Source organism: Citrobacter sp. Cf116 (assembly GCF_030336505.1).
Taxonomy (GTDB): Bacteria; Pseudomonadota; Gammaproteobacteria; order Enterobacterales; family Enterobacteriaceae; genus Citrobacter; species Citrobacter freundii.
In genome coordinates, this window is the sequence record NZ_JAOWEQ010000028.1 from 63,562 (window position 1) to 83,754 (window position 20,193).

A 20,193-nucleotide genomic window follows, 5' to 3' on the forward strand; every position below is an offset into this window, starting at 1 on the left:
ATCCATGCCTGTTTACGGCCATCAACTCATGTCTGTTCGCTGTCTGGTCACAGGAAAGTACGCAGAACTGAAACGACAAGACGGATTGAGTGACAAGCCAGGAATCTGTCCACTTCTCGCGCGAGAAACAACGGGAAGTATTGGATATAACTAGATTCAAACTTAATAAGGTATGTTTAATACGAAGTCAACACTAACTTAGCACGACTCAAGTCGGGCGTCCAGTCATCCGAATCATTTCGAAGTATGGTCGCCCGATCATGAGACTTCCTTACGCTAAATTAGCGTCGAGGAATTCTTTCAACTGACCTTTGGACAGCGCGCCGACTTTTGTCGCCGCAACTTCGCCGTTTTTAAACAGCAACAGGGTCGGGATGCCACGGATACCATACTTCGGCGCGGTGCCTGGGTTTTGGTCAATGTTCAATTTAGCAACCGTCAGTTTGCCCTGATATTCGTCAGCGATTTCATCCAGAATCGGAGCGATCATTTTGCACGGACCGCACCACTCTGCCCAGAAATCAACGAGGATTGCTCCGTCCGCTTTGAGTACATCCGTGTCAAAACTGTCGTCAGTCAGGTGAATAATTTTATCGCTCATAATAACTCCACAGGAATAAGCCTGGTGCATTGGTGTAGCATTAATCAACGACGTGTTGATGTAGCATTAACCAACTAAAGGTTGACTTTATTTCACCGGATACGCTTTCGTAAAGCAATAGTAAGCTGATATTCTACCACACTATGAGCAAAACACATTTAACAGAACAGAAGTTTTCCGACTTCGCCCTGCACCCAAAGGTGATAGAAGCCCTTGAAAACAAAGGCTTTCATAACTGTACGCCCATTCAGGCCCTCGCGCTGCCGCTAACGCTGGCTGGTCGTGATGTTGCCGGGCAGGCGCAAACCGGTACCGGAAAAACGATGGCGTTCCTGACGTCAACGTTTCATTATCTTCTCTCTCATCCCGCGATTGCCGATCGCAAGGTGAACCAACCGCGTGCGTTAATTATGGCGCCAACGCGTGAGTTAGCCGTGCAGATCCACGCTGATGCCGAGCCGCTGGCACAGACCACTGGTCTGAAATTAGGCCTGGCGTATGGCGGCGACGGTTACGATAAACAGCTGAAAGTGCTGGAAAGCGGCGTCGATATTCTTATCGGCACGACCGGTCGTCTTATCGACTATGCAAAACAGAACCACATTAATCTGGGCGCGATTCAGGTCGTGGTGCTGGATGAAGCCGATCGTATGTACGATCTGGGCTTTATTAAAGATATCCGTTGGCTGTTCCGTCGTATGCCGCCAACCACCCAACGTCTGAATATGCTGTTTTCTGCAACCCTCTCTTATCGCGTTCGCGAACTGGCGTTCGAACAAATGAATAACGCTGAGTACGTTGAAGTCGAACCGGAACAGAAAACTGGCCATCGCATTAAAGAAGAGCTCTTCTACCCCTCCAACGAAGAGAAAATGCGTTTGCTGCAAACGCTGATTGAAGAAGAGTGGCCAGATCGCGCCATTGTTTTTGCTAACACCAAGCATCGTTGTGAAGATATCTGGGGCAGCCTTGCTGCAGACGGCCATCGTGTCGGTCTGCTGACCGGTGACGTGGCGCAGAAAAAACGTCTGCGAATCCTTGATGAATTCACCCGTGGCGATATCGACATACTCGTTGCGACGGATGTTGCTGCACGTGGTCTGCATATCCCAGCCGTAACGCACGTATTTAACTATGACCTGCCGGATGACTGTGAAGATTACGTTCACCGTATCGGTCGTACCGGTCGTGCTGGCGCAAGCGGTCACTCTATCAGCCTCGCTTGTGAAGAGTACGCGCTAAATTTACCCGCAATCGAGACCTATATCGGCCACTCGATTCCGGTCAGCAAATATAACCCGGATGCGCTGATGACCGATCTGCCGAAGCCTTTGCGCTTAACGCGCCCGCGCACAGGCAATGGCCCACGCCGTACCGGTGGTGCTCCGCGTAATCGTCGTCGTTCAGGTTAAGAAACGTTATGCCATACACAAAATCATTCAGCCTGTATCAAGGCGGCAAGAAAACGAATCCCGATGAACCTACTTTAGTAAGTGATTCGGGTGAGAGAACGCAGCCAACACAGATACAGGTTGAAGGATGAAGTGTATGAATTCTACTTCGCTGTATGCGGCAATCGATCTCGGATCAAATAGTTTTCATATGCTGGTTGTACGTGAGGTGGCAGGAAGCATCCAGACGCTCACTCGTATCAAACGCAAAGTGCGTCTGGCTGCTGGACTCAACGGTGACAACGAGCTCTCTGTTGAAGCGATGGAGCGCGGCTGGCAATGTTTGCGCCTGTTTGCAGAACGTCTGCAGGATATTCCGCATCCACAAATCCGCGTGGTCGCCACGGCAACATTACGCATCGCCGTAAATGCCGATGTGTTTATTGCTAAAGCGCAAGAGATCCTCGGCTGCCCTGTCCAGGTGATTAGCGGTGAAGAAGAAGCGCGCCTGATTTATCAAGGTGTGGCCCACACTACCGGCGGCGCGGATCAGCGTCTGGTCGTCGACATTGGCGGGGCCAGCACAGAGTTGGTTACCGGTTCTGGCGCGCAAACCACTTCCCTGTTCAGCCTGTCAATGGGCTGCGTCACCTGGCTCGAACGCTATTTTACCGATCGTAATCTGGCACAGGAAAACTTTGACGAGGCCGAGAAAGCGGCTCGCGAAGTTCTGCGCCCGGTCGCCGACAAACTGCGTTTTCATGGCTGGAAAGTTTGCGTTGGTGCCTCTGGCACCGTCCAGGCGTTGCAGGAAATCATGATGGCGCAGGGCATGGATGAGCGCATTACGCTGGCCAAACTTCAGCAGCTTAAGCAGCGCGCCATTCACTGCGGTCGTCTGGAAGAGCTAGAGATCGAAGGGTTAACGCTGGAACGTGCGCTGGTTTTCCCCAGCGGGCTGGCCATTTTGATTGCTATTTTCACCGAACTGAACATTCAATGCATGACCCTGGCCGGCGGCGCATTACGTGAAGGTCTGGTCTACGGTATGCTGCATCTGGCGGTGGATCAGGATATTCGTAGCCGCACATTACGCAATATCCAGCGTCGCTTTATGGTCGATACAGAGCAAGCACATCGCGTTGCCAATTTGGCGACTAAATTTCTCGATCAGGTAGAAAAAAAGTGGCATCTTGAACCGATTAGCCGCGAATTACTGATTAGTGCCTGTCAGCTGCATGAAATTGGCCTAAGCGTTGATTTTAAACAGGCACCACAGCATGCCGCTTATCTGGTGCGCAATCTCGATCTCCCGGGTTTTACCCCTGCGCAAAAGAAACTGCTAGCGACGCTGTTACTCAACCAGACCAATCCCGTCGATCTCTCTTCGCTCCACCAGCAAAACGCAGTGCCGCCGCGCATCGCGGAGCATCTTTGTCGTTTGCTACGCCTGGCGATCATCTTCGCCAGTCGTCGCCGTGACGATCTTGTGCCGGAAATTCAATTGGATGCAAGAAACGAGCACCTGACGGTCACTCTACCAGAAGGCTGGCTGGAACATCATCCGCTGGGTAAAGAGTTAATCGATCAGGAAAGCCAGTGGCAAAGCTATGTCCACTGGCCGCTGGACGTTCATTAGATGTTGGTTGCCGGATAGTGCTTACACATATCCGGCCCATAAAATACCTACTTCGCTTTAGCTTTCGCCATCATTGCCCGAATATTAGCGATGCTGGCCTGCCCTTTTTGCATCCGCTCCTCTGCGCTCACCACTTTTCGCTCTTGCTCCCAGATAACGTCATCCTGTGGCAGCTCCAGAAGGAAACGACTCGGTTCCGGACGCACCAGCTCACCATACTGACGACGCTCTTTACATAGCGTGAAGATGAGCTCTTTTTGTGCACGCGTAATCCCTACATAAGCCAGACGACGTTCTTCGTCGATATTGTCTTCATCGATACTGCTCTGGTGCGGCAAAAATCCTTCTTCCATTCCCACCATAAACACGTATGGGAACTCCAGCCCTTTTGAGGCATGCAGTGTCATTAATTGCACCTGATCCAGCTCTTCTTCACTCTCTCCACGTTCCATCATGTCGCGTAGGGTAAAGCGGGTAACAACCTGGGTCAGGGTCATTGGCTCTTCCAGCTCACTGCCTTCCAGCATCTCCGTCATCCAACTGAACAGCGTATTGACGTTTTTCATACGCATTTCAGCCGCTTTCGGACTCGGCGAGGTTTCATACAGCCAGGATTCGTAATCAATACCGTGGATAAGATCGCGCACAGCGGCAACCGGCTCACGCTCCGCCAGACGCTGAATTTCCCCCAGCCAGTGCGTAAAGCGAGTCAGAGAATCATACCCGCGCCCGGTTAGTGTCTGGCTAAGCCCCATATCAAAGCTGGCGGTAAACAGGCTTTTATTACGTGTCATCGCCCATTCCCCCAACTTTTGCAGCGTGGCCGGGCCGATTTCACGTTTTGGCGTGTTTACGATCCGCAAAAATGCGCTATCGTCATCCGGGTTGCTCAGCACGCGCAGATAAGCCAGCAGATCTTTAATCTCCGGACGCGAGAAGAACGACGTTCCGCCGGAAATTTTGTACGGGATACGGTTCTGCATTAGAAACTTTTCGAACACGCGCGACTGATGATTACCGCGATACAGGATGGCGTAGTCTTTATACTGCGTCTTGTTCACAAAATGATGGGCAATTAATTCCCCGGTCACGCGTTCCGCTTCGTGCTCTTCATTATTGGCACTCAGTACCTTCAGTTCAGCACCGTAACCCAACTCGGAAAAGAGTCGCTTTTCAAAGACGTGTGGATTGTTCGCAATAAGGATGTTCGCCGCCTTCAGGATGCGACCTGATGAACGGTAGTTTTGCTCCAGCTTCACCACCTGCAAAGCCGGAAAATCTTTGCTTAACAGTACCAGGTTCTGTGGACGGGCGCCGCGCCAGGAGTAGATCGACTGATCGTCATCGCCCACGACGGTAAAGCGCGCGCGTTTACCTACCAGCAACTTCACCAGCTCGTACTGGCTGGTGTTGGTATCCTGATATTCATCCACCAGCAGGTAGCGGATTCTGTTTTGCCAGCGCTCACGCACTTCTTCATTGCGCTGTAGCAGCAGCGTGGGAAGCAGGATCAGATCGTCAAAATCGAGGACGTTACACGCCTTCATATGCGCGTCATACAGACCATAGCAGTGGGCAAAAATACGATCGCGCTCGCCCTTGGCGCTGGCTGCCGCCTGTGCCGGAGTCATCAGATCGTTTTTCCAGTTGGAGATCGTCGAGATCAACTGCTGGAGGATAAGCTTATCGTCTTCGATTAGCCCTTCGGTCAGTTCCTTGAGCAAGGCCACCTGGTCAGTATCGTCAAACAACGAGAAGTTCGACTTCATCCCCAGCGCCGCATATTCACGCTTAATGATATCCAGTCCCAGGGTGTGGAAGGTGGAGATCATCAACCCACGCGCCTCTTTACGACCCAGCGTTTGCGCCACGCGCTCTTTCATCTCGCGCGCAGCCTTATTGGTAAAGGTCACGGCCGCAATATGGCGTGCCTGGTAGCCACATTCACGGATCAGATGGGCGATTTTATTGGTGATAACACGCGTCTTGCCGGAACCCGCTCCCGCCAGCACCAGGCAAGGTCCGGTGACGAATTCGACGGCTTGTTGTTGTCCGGGGTTCAAACGCATAAAGGGTCACTCATGAAAGTCGGGAGGGGAGAATAACAGCGTGGTAGTATAGCCAGCCTTAACCACCCCACTCAAGGCACGATCATGGCAAAAACAGCAGCAGCAGTGCATATCCTTGTTAAAGAAGAGAAACTGGCACTGGATCTTCTGGAACAGATTAAAAACGGCGCCGACTTCGGCAAATTGGCGAAGAAACACTCTATCTGTCCATCAGGCAAACGCGGCGGTGATTTAGGTGAATTCCGTCAGGGCCAGATGGTTCCGGCGTTCGACAAAGTGGTTTTTTCCTGCCCGGTGCTGGAGCCAACCGGCCCGCTGCACACTCAGTTTGGTTACCACATCATTAAAGTGCTGTACCGTAACTAATAAAAAGCCCGGTGTTAAACACCGGGCTTTTTTTGCCGGATGGCGGCTACGCCTTATCCGGCCTACATCTGCTGTGCGTAGGTCGGGTAAGCGCAAGCGCCACCCGACATCCTATTTAGCCAGCAACGGCAATGCGTTTCATATCGGTCATGTAACCGCGCAGTTTCTTACCAACCTGCTCAATAGCGTGGCTACGGATTGCTTCGTTCACGTCGCGCAGCTGCGCGTTGTCTACCGCACCTTCGGCAATCGCTTTGCCCAGGTCGCCGGTCTGCAGGGTGGTCATGAACTCTTTCAGCAGCGGTACGCAAGCGTAAGAGAACAGGTAGTTGCCGTATTCTGCGGTATCGGAGATAACCACGTTCATTTCGTACAGACGCTTACGGGCGATGGTATTCGCGATCAGCGGCAGCTCGTGCAGTGATTCGTAGTACGCAGATTCTTCGATGATGCCGGAATCCACCATGGTTTCGAACGCCAGCTCAACGCCCGCTTTCACCATCGCAATCATCAGAACGCCTTTATCGAAGTACTCCTGCTCACCGATTTTACCTTCAAACTGCGGGGCGGTTTCGAACGCGGTTTTACCGGTCTCTTCACGCCAGGTCAGCAGTTTCTTATCGTCGTTAGCCCAGTCAGCCATCATGCCGGAAGAGAATTCGCCGGAAATGATGTCGTCCATGTGTTTCTGGAACAGCGGCGCCATAATCTCTTTCAGCTGTTCGGACAGCGCATAAGCACGCAGTTTCGCCGGGTTAGACAGACGGTCCATCATCAGGGTGATGCCGCCCTGCTTCAGCGCTTCGGTGATGGTTTCCCAGCCGAACTGAATCAGTTTTTCAGCATATGCCGGGTCAGTACCTTCTTCCACCAGCTTATCGAAGCACAGCAGAGAACCGGCTTGCAGCATACCGCACAGGATAGTCTGCTCACCCATCAGATCAGATTTCACTTCCGCAACGAAGGAGGACTCCAGCACGCCCGCACGGTGACCGCCGGTGGCCGCAGCCCAGGCTTTAGCAATCGCCATACCTTCGCCTTTCGGATCGTTTTCCGGGTGAACGGCGATCAGGGTCGGTACACCGAAGCCACGTTTGTACTCTTCACGAACTTCAGTACCCGGGCACTTCGGTGCCACCATCACAACGGTGATGTCTTTACGGATCTGCTCGCCCACTTCGACGATGTTGAAGCCGTGTGAATAGCCCAGCGCCGCGCCATCTTTCATCAGCGGTTGTACCGAACGTACAACGTCGGAGTGCTGCTTGTCTGGCGTCAGGTTAACCACCAGGTCAGCCTGCGGGATCAGATCTTCGTAGGTACCTACTTTGAAGCCGTTTTCGGTCGCTTTACGCCAGGAAGCACGCTTCTCAGCAATGGCTTCTTTACGCAGTGCGTAGGAGATATCCAGACCGGAGTCACGCATGTTCAGGCCCTGGTTCAGACCCTGAGCGCCACAGCCGACGATGACCACTTTTTTACCCTGAAGGTAGCTCGCACCATCGGCGAATTCGTCGCGGCCCATAAAGCGACATTTACCCAGCTGTGCCAGCTGCTGGCGCAGGTTCAGTGTATTAAAGTAGTTAGCCATGATGGTGTACTCCGTGATGTTGTGTTGTGGTGCTTATTATTCGGTTCGCAGATTTGTATTTGCGAGATTGAATCCACATTACAACAGGAAATTTATTGCGGAAATTGATATATTCACAACGTCACATTGCAATTTATGCAACGTAGAAAATCGGAGGCTCGTCTGTGGATTTACGCGATCTGAAAATGTTCCTGCATCTGGCGGATAGCCGCCACTTTGGCCGCAGCGCACGGGCAATGCACGTCAGTCCCTCCACGCTTTCGCGCCAGATTCAGCGCCTGGAAGAAGATCTCGGGCAGCCGCTGTTTGTGCGCGATAACCGTACGGTCACGCTGACCGAAGCGGGAGAAGAGCTGCGCGTATTCGCCCAGCAGACGCTGCTGCAATACCAGCAGCTGCGCCACACCCTCGATCAACAAGGGCCGTCGCTGTCGGGCGAACTGCATATTTTCTGTTCGGTAACTGCGGCATACAGCCATCTGCCACCCATTCTCGATCGTTTCCGCGCCGAGCATCCATCGGTGGAAATTAAGCTCACCACCGGCGACGCCGCCGATGCGATGGACAAAGTGGTCACTGGTGAAGCCGATCTGGCGATTGCCGGTAAGCCCGAGACACTGCCCGGCGCGGTAGCGTTCTCGATGCTGGAGAATCTGACGGTGGTGTTGATCGCCCCGGCGCTGCCCTGCCCGGTGCGTAACCAGGTTTCCGTCGAGAAACCCGACTGGTCGACGGTGCCGTTTATCATGGCCGACCAGGGGCCGGTCCGCCGCCGCATTGAGCTGTGGTTTCGCCGTCACAAAATCAGCAACCCATCGATTTATGCCACGGTGGGTGGCCACGAAGCGATGGTCTCAATGGTGGCGCTGGGCTGCGGCGTGGCGCTGCTGCCGGAAGTGGTGCTGGAAAACAGCCCGGAGCCAGTACGTAATCGCGTGATGATTTTAGAGCGAAGTGACGAAAAAACGCCGTTCGAGCTCGGCGTCTGCGCGCCGAAAAAGCGGCTGCATGAACCGCTGATCGACGCGTTTTGGAAGATTGTTCTGGAACGTAAATCTGCCGACTAGCGCCAGCGTCAGGCCTAAAATCAGTGGTAGATTCAGTATTGGCACTCCTTTTCTGTATAATGTCGTGATCCATTGTAGTGGGGGGCTTGTTAACCATCGCGTTAAGCAGGCCAGAACAGACGGTGTCATTGCGCACTTGACAGCGAAAATACAAACTTAATTAGCCATCATTATGATAATCAAACCAAAAATTCGTGGATTCATCTGTACAACGACCCATCCGACTGGCTGCAAAGTCAACGTGGAAAAGCAGATCGAGTATGTTAAGCAGAACGGGAAAATCGAGAACGGCCCGTCCCGCGTGCTGGTGATCGGTGCTTCCACCGGTTACGGTCTGGCTTCCAGAATTTCTGCCGCCTTTGGCAGCGGAGCCGCCACTATCGGCGTATTTTTCGAAAAACCGGGCACGGATACCAAACCGGGCTCCGCGGGCTGGTATAACTCTGCCGCTTTCGATGAAGCAGCTAAGCGTGAAGGTCTGTACGCCAAAAGCATCAACGGCGATGCGTTCTCTGACGAATGCCGTGATGAAGTGATCAAACTGATAAAAGAAGACCTGGGTCAGATTGACCTGGTCGTTTATTCACTGGCTTCCCCAGTGCGTAAAATGCCGAAAACCGGTGAAATCGTCCGTTCTGCGCTGAAGCCAATCGGTGAGGTTTACACTTCTAAAGCGATCGATACCAACAAAGATCAGATCATCACCGCCAGCATTGAGCCGGCAACCGAAGAAGAAGTGCAGAACACCGTTACCGTAATGGGCGGCGAGGACTGGGAACTGTGGATGGGCGCGCTGAGCGAAGCGGGCGTGCTGGCTGACGGAGTGAAAACCGTAGCCTACTCCTACATCGGTACCGACCTGACCTGGCCAATCTACTGGCACGGCGCGCTGGGCAAAGCGAAAGAAGACCTTGATCGCGCCGCGGGCGAACTGCGTAACCAGCTGGCTCCGCTGAACGGTTCCGCGAACGTTGCCGTACTGAAATCCGTTATCACTCAGGCGTCTTCCGCCATTCCAGTGATGCCGCTGTACATCTCCATGGTCTTCAAGCTGATGAAAGCACAGGGGATTCATGAAGGTTGTATCGAGCAAATCAACCGTCTGATGATCACCAGCCTGTACGGTGACAAAGTGGCGCTTGATGACAACCAGCGTATCCGTATGGATGACTGGGAACTGCGTGATGACATTCAGCAGGCATGTCGCGACCTGTGGCCGCTGATCACCACCGAAAACCTGGCGCAAGAAACTGACTATGCAGGATACAAGCAGGAATTCCTGAATCTGTTCGGTTTTGCCCTCGACGGTGTGGATTACGATGCTGACGTGAATACTGAAGTCGAATTCGACGTTATCACGCTGTAATCTGCTGATACAGTAGCAAAAAGGGTTCATGTTTTTACATGAACCCTTTTTTAATGGCTGTTGTTAACCCGCAAGGAAGAACCTGAACGCCGGGTTATGCGTTTCATCGTGACAGTCATAACCCAGTTCATTTAGCCGCGTTTCAAAATCAGGCTCGTGTTCCCCCAACTCAAACGCCGCCAGTACGCGACCATAGTCGGTACCGTGACTGCGATAGTGGAACAATGAAATATTCCAGTGCGTCCCCAGGGTATGCAGAAATTTGAGCAACGCCCCCGGCGATTCAGGAAATTCGAAGCTGTAGAGACGTTCCTGTAAGGGTTTCGACGGACGTCCACCGACCATATAGCGCACGTGTAGCTTCGCCATCTCGTCATCAGACAGATCCACCACGCTGTAGCCGCCCTCGTTGAGCAGTTGCAGGATTTCCTTACGCTCTTCCAGCCCACGGCTCAGGCGTACACCGACAAAAATGCAGGCGTCTTTCGCATCGGCAAAGCGGTAGTTAAACTCCGTTACCGAACGGCCACCCAACAGCTGGCAGAACTTCAGGAAACTTCCCTTCTCTTCCGGGATGGTCACCGCCAGCAGGGCTTCACGTTGTTCCCCCAGCTCGCAACGTTCGGAAACGTAGCGCAAGCCGTGGAAGTTAACGTTCGCACCGGACAACACGTGCGCCAGACGTTCACCGCGAATATTGTGCTGGGCGATGTATTTTTTCATCCCCGCCAGCGCCAGCGCCCCGGAAGGCTCAGCCACCGCACGTACATCCTCGAACAGGTCTTTCATTGCCGCACAAATAGCATCGCTATCGACAGTGATAATATCGTCGAGATATTCCTGGCACAGACGGAAGGTTTCATCGCCAATACGTTTCACCGCTACGCCTTCGGCAAAGAGACCCACACGCGGCAGATCCACCGGATGACCGGCATCCAGCGCCGCCTTCAGGCAGGCCGAATCTTCCGCTTCCACGGCAATCACTTTGATTTGCGGCATCAGCTGTTTAATCAGCACCGCAACACCTGCCGCTAATCCGCCACCACCAACAGGCACGAATACGCGATCGAGATGAGCGTCCTGCTGGAGCAGCTCCAGCGCCAGCGTGCCCTGCCCGGCAATCACCATCGGATGATCAAACGGTGGAACCCAGGTAAAACCCTGCTGCTGTGACAGTTCAATCGCTTTGGCTTTGGCTTCATCAAAATTCGCGCCGTGCAACAGCACTTCTCCGCCGAAGCCGCGAACGGCATCGACTTTGATATCGGCGGTAGCCGTTGGCATGACAATCAGCGCCTTCACGCCTAATCGCGCAGAAGAGAACGCGACACCCTGAGCATGATTACCCGCCGATGCGGTGATGACCCCATGCGCTTTTTGCTCTTCGGTCAAGCCCGCCATCATGGCATAGGCACCGCGTAGCTTGAAGCTATGAACGGGTTGACGGTCTTCGCGCTTCACCAGAATGACGTTATCGAGGCGCGAAGAGAGCTTTTCCATTTTCTGTAGCGGCGTTACCTGTGCCGCTTCGTATACCGGCGCACGCAGTACCGCTCTGAGATATTCAGCGCCCTCAGGAGCACCGGATAGAGGTTGTGAATCCGCCATAGTCATTATCCCCCGAGCTTCGACTTATCGCGCACCGCACCTTTGTCGGCACTGGTTGCCAGGCTGGCGTAGGCGCGCAGAGCAAAGGAGACCTGACGTTGACGATCTTTTGGCGTCCAGGCTTTGTCACCGCGAGCTTCCTGCGCTTCACGGCGCGCAGCGATTTCCGCATCACTCAGTTGCAGTTGAATGCCACGATTCGGGATATCGATGGCAATCATGTCACCATCTTCGATAATCGCGATATTACCGCCGCTGGCCGCTTCCGGAGAAACGTGACCGATGGAAAGCCCCGAAGTACCACCGGAGAAACGACCATCGGTAATCAGCGCACAAGCCTTGCCGAGGCCCATCGATTTCAGGAAGGTGGTTGGGTAGAGCATTTCCTGCATGCCTGGCCCGCCTTTCGGCCCTTCGTAGCGAATGACAACCACGTCGCCAGCCACCACTTTACCGCCGAGGATTGCTTCAACCGCATCGTCCTGGCTTTCATACACTTTTGCCGGGCCGGTGAATTTCAGGATACTGTCATCCACGCCTGCAGTTTTTACGATACAGCCGTTTTCCGCAAAGTTACCGTACAGGACAGCCAGACCGCCATCTTTGCTGTAAGCATGTTCCAGCGAGCGGATGCAGCCTTCAGCGCGGTCGTCATCCAGCGTATCCCAACGGCAGTCCTGCGAGAACGCCTGGGTGGTACGGATGCCCGCCGGTCCGGCGCGGAACATTTTTTTCACCGCGTCGTCTTTGGTCAACATCACGTCATACCGATCAAGCGTTTGCGGCAGAGTCAGACCCAGCACGTTTTTCACGTCGCGGTTCAGCAGTCCGGCACGATCCAGTTCGCCTAAAATACCCAGTACGCCACCTGCGCGGTGCACATCTTCCATATGGTATTTCTGCGTGCTCGGCGCCACTTTACACAGCTGTGGGACTTTGCGGGACAGCTTGTCGATATCACTCATGGTGAAGTCGATTTCTGCTTCCTGTGCGGCTGCCAGCAGGTGCAGAACGGTGTTGGTGGAGCCGCCCATGGCGATATCCAGCGTCATGGCGTTCTCAAACGCCGCTTTACTGGCAATGTTGCGCGGCAGGGCGGAGGCATCATCCTGCTCGTAATAGCGTTTGGTCAGCTCGACGATGCGTTTACCTGCGTTGAGGAACAGTTCTTTACGGTCGGCGTGAGTCGCCAACAGCGAACCGTTACCCGGCTGCGACAGGCCCAGCGCCTCGGTCAGGCAGTTCATCGAGTTGGCGGTGAACATCCCAGAGCATGAGCCGCAGGTTGGACAGGCGGAACGTTCAACCTGCTCGCTTTGTGAGTCGGAGACTTTCGGGTCTGCGCCCTGAATCATCGCATCAACCAGGTCGAGCTTGATGATTTGGTCAGAGAGCTTGGTTTTCCCGGCTTCCATCGGACCGCCGGAAACAAAGATCACCGGAATATTCAGGCGCAAAGAGGCCATTAACATCCCCGGGGTGATTTTGTCGCAGTTAGAGATGCAGACCATCGCATCGGCGCAGTGGGCGTTAACCATGTACTCCACTGAATCGGCGATCAGCTCGCGCGACGGCAGTGAATACAGCATGCCACCGTGCCCCATGGCGATACCATCATCCACAGCAATGGTGTTGAACTCTTTCGCCACGCCGCCTGAGGCTTCGATTTGTTCGGCAACCAGTTTACCGAGATCGCGCAGGTGGACGTGACCCGGCACAAACTGGGTAAAAGAGTTCACCACAGCGATAATCGGTTTACCGAAGTCATCATCGGTCATCCCGGTGGCGCGCCACAGTGCGCGGGCACCCGCCATATTGCGGCCGTGGGTGGTGGTAGCAGAACGATACTTAGGCATGCTTGATTAACTCCCGTCTGTCTAATAATTGGGACGGTGCGTGCCGTCCCAAATTTATGTTTATTGATTAACCTGATCCAACCAGCCGTATTTATCTTCCGTTTCACCGGTGAAGAGGCCAAAGAAGGCCTGCTGGATGCGTTTGGTGACCGGACCGCAGCGGCCTTCGCCCACCTGGATACCATCGACGCTGCGTACTGGGGTGATTTCGGCCGCGGTACCGGACATGAACACTTCGTCGGCCAGGTACAGCGATTCACGGGACAGCACCTGCTCACGCACTTCGATATCGAGATCTTTCGCCAGCTTAATGATCGCGTCACGGGTGATACCCGGCAGTGCAGAGGAGGTAAACGGCGGGGTAAACAGAATGCCGTCTTTTACTTCAAACAGGTTTTCACCCGCGCCTTCAGAGATGTAACCATTCACATCCAGCGCAATACCTTCCTGATAGCCATGACGACGCGCTTCACTACCCACCAGCAGCGAAGACAGATAGTTACCGCCCGCTTTAGCCGCTGTAGGGATGGTGTTCGGCGCAACGCGGTTCCAGGAAGAAACCATCGCGTCGATCCCCTGTTCCAGCGCTTCAGCACCAAGGTAAGCGCCCCACGGGAACGCAGCGATGATCACGTCAGTGGTGTACCCCGCTGGCGGGTTAACGCCCATCCCCACGTCGCCAACAAACACCAGTGGACGGATATAGGCGCTGGTCAGATTGTTTTTACGAATCACCTCACGGCAAGCTTCCATCAGCTCATCAACGCTCTGAGAAACCGGAAAACGATAGATCTTGGCTGAATCACGCAGACGCTGCATATGTTCACGATGACGGAACACCACCGGCCCTTTGTGAGAATCGTAGCAACGGATGCCTTCAAATACAGAAGTACCGTAGTGCAGCGCGTGGGACATCACGTGAACCTTAGCGTCTTCCCAACGAATCATCTCGCCATTAGACCAAATGTAATCAGCTTTTTTCGTCGTCATTTTTCTTCCTTTTGCGCTCAGGCGCGGATTTGTTGTGATGTGGTTGTGCTCTGGCAGATAGCAACATGTGCAACGTCTACCAGTTTACTTAACTGACTAAACAGTAAGTCGACCGACCGGGGGCTGGCAACGGTCAATTCGATATTTATATTCTGCGCATCGCTAGCGGCTTCCATATTCATGGAGCACACCTGAAAACCGCGATGGCGTACCACGCGTAAAACACGTTCTAACGTTTCCGGATTGAACCGAGCCTCAACGGCGACCTGATGTTGCATCATGATAATTTCTCCAGCATTTCTGAGTTACTGGCACCTGGCGGTACCAGAGGCCAGACATTCTCAAGTTCGTCGATTGAGACATGAAGCAGGTATGGCCCCTCGCTGTTCAGCATGGTGTCGAGTGCCGCTTCAACCTGGTCTTTACGGGTGATGTGTTGACCTGGTATGCCGAAGGCGCTGGCCAACATGAGGAAATCGGGGTTATCGGTAAGGGTGGTTTCGCTATAACGTTCCTGGAAAAACAGCTGCTGCCATTGTCGCACCATGCCTAACCGCTGGTTGTCGAGTAAAACTATCTTCAGCGGCAACTGCTTGCGTTTTACGGTGCCGAGCTCCTGTACATTCATCATGAAGGAACCGTCACCGGAGATACAGATTACCGTATCGTTCGGGCGAGCAACCTGCGCGCCAACCGCTGCTGGCAAGCCAAAGCCCATCGTACCCAGGCCGCTCGAGGTGATAAAATTTTCCGGGCGGGTGTAGGTCATATGCTGCGCCGACCACATCTGATGCTGGCCAACATCCGTTGTCACTACGCTGTCCGCGGGTTTGCGATCGGACAACTGCTTCAACAACAGTGGTGCGTAGATAGCCTCACCGGGATGATCATAGCGCCAGGTATGCTCTGTGCGCAGTTCAGCACTATGCTGACGCCATGCGTCAATCTTCAGCGATTGCTGCAATGCCGGCAGCAGAGAATTTAAATCACCCTGCAATGCTACGTGCGCCTGGCGCAGCTTGTTCATTTCCGCAGGGTCAATATCCATGTGGATCACGCTGGCGTTTGGTGCGAAGGCATTCAGCTTGCCGGTCACCCGGTCATCAAAACGCGCGCCCACTGCAATCAGTAAATCACATTCTTGCACCGCGAAATTTGCCGCTTTAGTGCCGTGCATTCCCAACATGCCCAAATAGTATGGGTAGTCAGCCTCTACTGCGCCCAGCCCCTTCAACGTGCAGGCGACCGGCATTTGGGTTACCGCGATAAATTCACGCAGGGCCGGGACCGCCTGCGCCATACCAACGCCGCCACCTACGTACAGGATAGGTTTCTGCGCTTGTGCCAGCATTTTACGCGCCTGCTCAACGTCAGCGTGCGGGAAAACCTCTACGTTTTTGACTGTCGTAAAATACGGCTCCAGCGTACCGCTGGCCAATTGGATGTCTTTCGGGATATCAACCAGAACCGGCCCCGGACGACCGGAGTTCGCCACAGCAAAAGCTTCAGCCATGATGCGCGGCAGCTCTTCCAGTGACTGCACCAGGAAACTGTGTTTGGTGCAGGACAGAGACATACCCAGAACGTCCACTTCCTGGAACGCATCCGTTCCGATGAAAGGTGATGCCACCTGGCCGGTGATCGCCACCACAGGAACTGAATCTAACAGTGCATCGGCAAGGCCCGTGATCAGGTTGGTAGCACCAGGCCCGGAAGTGGCGATACACACGCCGGTTTTATCGGTCGCACGGGCATAGCCAATTGCTGCCATTGCCGCGCCCTGCTCGTGTCGGCACAACAGGTGTTCTACGCCGCCGTCATATAACGCATCGTAAACCGGCATAATTGCGCCACCAGGATAACCAAAGACGGTTTGAACCCCTTGTGCACGCAACGCATGTACCACCCACTGTGCCCCATTCATAGTTACATCCCCGCCGTAAATCTTGAGAAACAGAATTTTATGCTACCGTTCACTTTCTGCTCCTCGTGTATGTTTTAAGGTCAAAAAAAACCCCCGAACCTTTCGGTGCGGGGGTCTTAGTTCGTTAAGGCTTGTTTTCTAAGCCTTTCCTCGTCCAAGTGCAGCCCCGCACGGTGGGATAATAATCACCACCACGCTAATCACGACCAGGCTAATCACTCGTAGAAGGGCTGTCATTTTTGTATTTTCTTGCATCTTGTTCGAAGGAATACCTAAAGAGTTACCATAGAATTTGCAAATTACACAAGATATTTTTTTATTCGTTTTTCTGACGACGTTAACGGTTTAGATAAATATCGTTGTTTTTTAAACAAAAAATCAAAAGTGAAAATATTTCACGTTTCAGGTGATTCTCGGCAACCATTCCCTACTAAAAACGCCATTCAAAAGCGTTTGCGAGCGCTATTCCAGACTTTATGCAATCAGTGTTGAGCTACATAAAAACACGGGAATAAGCCTCTAAAAACCGTAATTATGTGAAATCTTGCCGCGATGTATTGCGACATAATGCTTTCATCAGGAGGGCTTATGTCACTATCGATTGTTCACACACGCGCTGCGTTGGGCGTGAATGCGCCAGCCATTACCATCGAGGTACATATCAGCAATGGTTTGCCTGGTTTAACCATGGTGGGATTACCCGAAACAACGGTAAAAGAGGCCCGCGATCGGGTTCGCAGTGCGGTAATTAATAGCGGTTATGAATTCCCGGCAAAGAAGATAACCATAAACCTCGCTCCGGCCGATCTCCCAAAAGAAGGGGGACGATATGATTTACCTATCGCAGTTGCGCTTCTGGCCGCTTCTGAGCAGCTTACTACCCATAATCTCGATACATATGAGCTGGTAGGCGAATTAGCGCTTACAGGCGCGTTACGCGGCGTTCCCGGTGCGATATCAAGTGCAACCGAAGCCATTCGCGCAGGGAGGAGAATTATTGTCGCAAAAGAGAATGCAGCTGAAGTTGGACTAATACAGGGTGAAGGGTGCCTGATAGCCGATCATCTACAGGCAGTATGCGCATTCCTCGAAGGTAAGCATGATTTAGACAAACCATCATCGGCAGATTTTACCCCCTGCGCATTAGCAGATGATCTGAGCGATGTTATCGGCCAGGAACAGGGTAAACGCGGGCTGGAGCTTACCGCAGCTGGCGGTCATAACCTCTTACTCATCGGCCCTCCGGGTACGGGTAAGACCATGCTGGCCAGTCGCCTGAGAGGATTGCTTCCGCCACTGAGTAACGATGAGGCACTGGAAAGCGCCGCGATTCTTAGTCTGGTCAATTCCGACACGCTACAGAAACAGTGGAAACAACGCCCTTTTCGCTCTCCGCATCACAGTGCTTCTTTAACCGCCATGGTCGGTGGAGGCTCTATTCCTGCGCCTGGCGAGATCTCTCTGGCGCATAACGGCATACTATTTCTGGATGAACTACCCGAGTTTGAGCGGCGCACGCTGGATGCACTGCGCGAACCCATTGAGTCCGGACAGATACATCTATCCCGCACCAGAGCAAAAATCACCTATCCCGCTCGCTTTCAACTCATAGCCGCCATGAATCCCAGCCCAACAGGCCATTATCAGGGGAACCATAACCGCTGTACCCCAGAGCAGACGCTACGCTACCTCAATCGATTATCAGGTCCATTTCTTGACCGCTTCGATCTATCTCTCGAAATCCCTTTGCCACCGCCCGGGATACTCAGCCAGAACCAGGTAAAAGGGGAAGACAGCGCAACGGTGAAGCAACGTGTTATGGCAGCGCGAGATCGTCAGTATCGACGACAAAATAAGTTAAACGCGCATCTGGACAGTCAGGATATCCATAAATACTGTCCACTGCGCAGCGACGATGCACAGTGGCTTGAAGAAACGCTCGCGCATCTCGGATTATCCATCCGCGCCTGGTTACGCCTGATAAAGGTCGCTCGAACGATCGCGGATATAGAGCAATCTGACCATATCTCTCGCCAGCACTTACAGGAGGCTGTTGGGTATCGGGCGATAGACAGATTACTCATTCATTTGCAGAAACTACTGGCATAAAAAAAGGGCTTTCGCCCTTTTTTTATTAATCATCAGATTCGGTGTAGTCTTCCGCACCTTCCACCTGAGGTTTCCCGCCTGACAGCGTGTGGAAGCGTTTTGGACGCTTAATGCGCGTCATGTATTTGGACCACACACGTTCAGCTTCGGTAACCGGTTCGCGCTCACCACGGCATACCGCAACAAACAGTTTTTCTTCTTCCGTTACCGGCTCACGCTTGCCCAGATCCAGCTCGTTGAAAGCATAACCGTGACGCTCAAGCAGTTGTGCTTCTTTAATGGTGAAATCACCATGACGGGAGAATCCGCGGGGATAATATTTATTATCGAAATATCGATTAGTCGTCGTAAAGCTTTCCGCCATCCTGCACGCTCCTAATTCTTTGGCCGAGCTATTTATGGCGCGGAGTATTAGTTACGCTTGACAGAGCGTCAAACAAAAGATTTAAATCATAACGACAAATAATTTTATGGGGCGAGTTGTGGATACGGAATTGTTAAAAACTTTCCTGGAAGTTAGCCGGACACGCCACTTTGGCAGAGCTGCTGAAGCGCTCTATCTGACCCAATCAGCGGTTAGTTTCCGGATCAGACAACTGGAAAATCAATTGGGTGTAAACCTGTTCACCCGACACAGAAACAATATCCGTTTAACCGCTGCAGGTGAAAAATTACTGCCTTACGCTGAAACGCTGATGAATACGTGGCAAGCCGCACGTAAGGAGGTTGCGAATACCTCGCGGCATAACGAGTTTTCTATTGGTGCCAGCGCATCCCTCTGGGAATGCATGCTTAATGGCTGGCTGGGGCGTTTGTACCAATCCCAGGAGCCGCAATCCAGCCTGCAGTTTGAAGCGAGGATCGCTCAGCGACAGTCGTTAGTAAAACAGCTCCATGAACGACAGCTTGATCTACTGATTACTACCGAAACGCCCAAAATGGACGAATTTAGCAGCCAACTGTTGGGATATTTCACGCTGGCGCTCTATTGCAGTTCTCCTTCGCAAACCAAGGATGAACTGAATTATCTGCGTCTGGAATGGGGACCTGACTTTCAGCAACACGAAGCGGGATTGATTGCGGGAGATGAAGTGCCGGTACTCACCACCAGTTCGGCAGAATTGGCCAGGCAGCAACTTTCAGTCCTTAGAGGCTTTAGCTGGCTTCCGGTCAGTTGGGCTAAAGGTAAAAGCGATCTCCATACGGTTACTGACAGTACAACCCTTTCGCGCCCGTTATATGCAGTTTGGCTGCAAAACAGCGATAAACATGCACTGATTTGCGACTTGCTGAGAACGAATATTCTGGAAGATTAAAGAAAATACGGGCAAGGATGCCGGGAATAAAACAACTGGAAGGCACAGCGCAAATTGCAGATAAAAAAAATCCTTAGCAAGAATGCTAAGGATTGTTTCTGGCAGGGGCGGAGAGACTCGAACTCGCGACACCCGGTTTTGGAGACCGGTGCTCTACCAACTGAGCTACGCCCCTAAATTTTCTTATCATTAAGCCTGCTACTAAGCAGGCTTAATTTTCTAATAAGTGGCGGAACGGACGGGACTCGAACCCGCGACCCCCTGCGTGACAGGCAGGTATTCTAACCAACTGAACTACCG

Annotated in this window: 18 protein-coding genes and 1 tRNA gene; 7 read left to right on the forward strand and 12 right to left on the reverse strand. The window is 52.9% G+C overall.

Annotated elements, in window-relative coordinates; translation table 11 throughout:
- Window positions 1–21 precede the first annotated feature (21 nt).
- Both OGV74_RS03955 and trxA read right to left on the reverse strand, forming a co-directional pair.
- Window positions 22–141: a rho operon leader peptide gene (locus OGV74_RS03955; protein WP_049259789.1), complete on the reverse strand. Its 120-nt coding sequence runs from the start codon at window positions 139–141 to the stop codon at window positions 22–24.
- Between the two features lie 130 nt (window positions 142–271).
- The gene (gene trxA / locus OGV74_RS03960; RefSeq protein WP_001280776.1) at window positions 272–601 is read right to left on the reverse strand and encodes a thioredoxin TrxA; all 330 of its coding nucleotides are present in this window, start codon (window positions 599–601) and stop codon (window positions 272–274) included.
- A 143-nt stretch (window positions 602–744) separates the two neighbouring features.
- Here trxA and rhlB point away from each other — a divergent pair, with 143 nt between their 5' ends.
- Together rhlB and gppA are read left to right on the forward strand one after the other, a co-directional pair.
- Window positions 745–2,013, forward strand: a complete 1,269-nt coding sequence (rhlB, locus tag OGV74_RS03965) for an ATP-dependent RNA helicase RhlB (RefSeq protein WP_003017994.1) — start codon at window positions 745–747, stop codon at window positions 2,011–2,013.
- Window positions 2,014–2,149: 136 nt separating this feature from the next.
- On the forward strand, window positions 2,150–3,631 hold the full coding sequence (gene gppA, locus OGV74_RS03970; RefSeq protein ID WP_003017996.1) for a guanosine-5'-triphosphate,3'-diphosphate diphosphatase: 1,482 nt from the start codon (window positions 2,150–2,152) through the stop codon (window positions 3,629–3,631).
- A 47-nt stretch (window positions 3,632–3,678) separates the two neighbouring features.
- Here the strand turns inward: gppA and rep are convergent, their stop codons facing one another.
- On the reverse strand, window positions 3,679–5,700 hold the full coding sequence (rep, locus tag OGV74_RS03975) for a DNA helicase Rep (RefSeq protein WP_003829018.1): 2,022 nt from the start codon (window positions 5,698–5,700) through the stop codon (window positions 3,679–3,681).
- 84 nt (window positions 5,701–5,784) lie between these two features.
- Here rep and ppiC point away from each other — a divergent pair, with 84 nt between their 5' ends.
- Complete coding sequence (gene ppiC / locus OGV74_RS03980) at window positions 5,785–6,066, forward strand: peptidylprolyl isomerase PpiC (protein WP_003017999.1); 282 nt, start codon at window positions 5,785–5,787, stop codon at window positions 6,064–6,066.
- A 115-nt stretch (window positions 6,067–6,181) separates the two neighbouring features.
- Here the strand turns inward: ppiC and ilvC are convergent, their stop codons facing one another.
- The gene (gene ilvC, locus OGV74_RS03985) at window positions 6,182–7,657 is read right to left on the reverse strand and encodes a ketol-acid reductoisomerase (protein ID WP_071696996.1); all 1,476 of its coding nucleotides are present in this window, start codon (window positions 7,655–7,657) and stop codon (window positions 6,182–6,184) included.
- Window positions 7,658–7,821: 164 nt separating this feature from the next.
- On the opposite strand from ilvC, the gene ilvY reads away from it, so the two are divergent.
- Both ilvY and fabV read left to right on the forward strand, forming a co-directional pair.
- Window positions 7,822–8,724 carry an HTH-type transcriptional activator IlvY gene (ilvY, locus tag OGV74_RS03990; RefSeq protein ID WP_057102263.1) on the forward strand — a complete coding sequence of 301 codons (903 nt, stop codon included), beginning with the start codon at window positions 7,822–7,824 and terminating at the stop codon, window positions 8,722–8,724.
- 172 nt (window positions 8,725–8,896) lie between these two features.
- Window positions 8,897–10,090 carry an enoyl-ACP reductase FabV gene (gene fabV, locus OGV74_RS03995; RefSeq protein WP_086504707.1) on the forward strand — a complete coding sequence of 398 codons (1,194 nt, stop codon included), beginning with the start codon at window positions 8,897–8,899 and terminating at the stop codon, window positions 10,088–10,090.
- A gap of 63 nt (window positions 10,091–10,153) precedes the next feature.
- On the opposite strand, the gene ilvA is transcribed toward fabV, so the two are convergent.
- The 6 genes from ilvA to ilvL all read right to left on the reverse strand — a co-directional run bounded on the left by ilvA (window position 10,154) and on the right by ilvL (window position 16,705).
- Window positions 10,154–11,698, reverse strand: a complete 1,545-nt coding sequence (gene ilvA / locus OGV74_RS04000) for a threonine ammonia-lyase, biosynthetic (RefSeq protein ID WP_003018007.1) — start codon at window positions 11,696–11,698, stop codon at window positions 10,154–10,156.
- Window positions 11,699–11,703: 5 nt separating this feature from the next.
- Entirely contained in the window at window positions 11,704–13,554 is a 1,851-nt protein-coding gene (gene ilvD / locus OGV74_RS04005; protein ID WP_003829028.1) for a dihydroxy-acid dehydratase, read from the reverse strand.
- 60 nt (window positions 13,555–13,614) lie between these two features.
- Window positions 13,615–14,544 carry a branched-chain amino acid transaminase gene (locus tag OGV74_RS04010; RefSeq protein ID WP_003018014.1) on the reverse strand — a complete coding sequence of 310 codons (930 nt, stop codon included), beginning with the start codon at window positions 14,542–14,544 and terminating at the stop codon, window positions 13,615–13,617.
- Window positions 14,545–14,561: 17 nt separating this feature from the next.
- Window positions 14,562–14,825 (reverse strand): acetolactate synthase 2 small subunit, encoded by a 264-nt coding sequence (ilvM, locus tag OGV74_RS04015; protein WP_003018017.1) that lies wholly within the window; start codon window positions 14,823–14,825, stop codon window positions 14,562–14,564.
- Window positions 14,822–16,468: an acetolactate synthase 2 catalytic subunit gene (gene ilvG, locus OGV74_RS04020; protein ID WP_086504706.1), complete on the reverse strand. Its 1,647-nt coding sequence runs from the start codon at window positions 16,466–16,468 to the stop codon at window positions 14,822–14,824. Before ilvG ends, ilvM begins: the two co-directional genes overlap by 4 nt.
- Window positions 16,469–16,606: 138 nt before the next feature.
- Window positions 16,607–16,705: an ilv operon leader peptide gene (gene ilvL, locus OGV74_RS04025; RefSeq protein WP_001311244.1), complete on the reverse strand. Its 99-nt coding sequence runs from the start codon at window positions 16,703–16,705 to the stop codon at window positions 16,607–16,609.
- A gap of 351 nt (window positions 16,706–17,056) precedes the next feature.
- On the opposite strand from ilvL, the gene OGV74_RS04030 reads away from it, so the two are divergent.
- Window positions 17,057–18,577 (forward strand): YifB family Mg chelatase-like AAA ATPase, encoded by a 1,521-nt coding sequence (locus tag OGV74_RS04030; RefSeq protein ID WP_048220131.1) that lies wholly within the window; start codon window positions 17,057–17,059, stop codon window positions 18,575–18,577.
- 25 nt (window positions 18,578–18,602) lie between these two features.
- Here OGV74_RS04030 and maoP read toward each other — a convergent pair whose 3' ends face one another.
- Window positions 18,603–18,941: a macrodomain Ori organization protein MaoP gene (gene maoP, locus OGV74_RS04035; RefSeq protein WP_003018025.1), complete on the reverse strand. Its 339-nt coding sequence runs from the start codon at window positions 18,939–18,941 to the stop codon at window positions 18,603–18,605.
- A gap of 106 nt (window positions 18,942–19,047) precedes the next feature.
- Between maoP and hdfR the strand changes: the two genes are divergently transcribed.
- The gene (gene hdfR / locus OGV74_RS04040) at window positions 19,048–19,893 is read left to right on the forward strand and encodes an HTH-type transcriptional regulator HdfR (protein ID WP_286520353.1); all 846 of its coding nucleotides are present in this window, start codon (window positions 19,048–19,050) and stop codon (window positions 19,891–19,893) included.
- 99 nt (window positions 19,894–19,992) lie between these two features.
- Here the strand turns inward: hdfR and OGV74_RS04045 are convergent.
- Window positions 19,993–20,068 (reverse strand) — tRNA-Trp (locus OGV74_RS04045).
- Window positions 20,069–20,193: the final 125 nt, after the last annotated feature.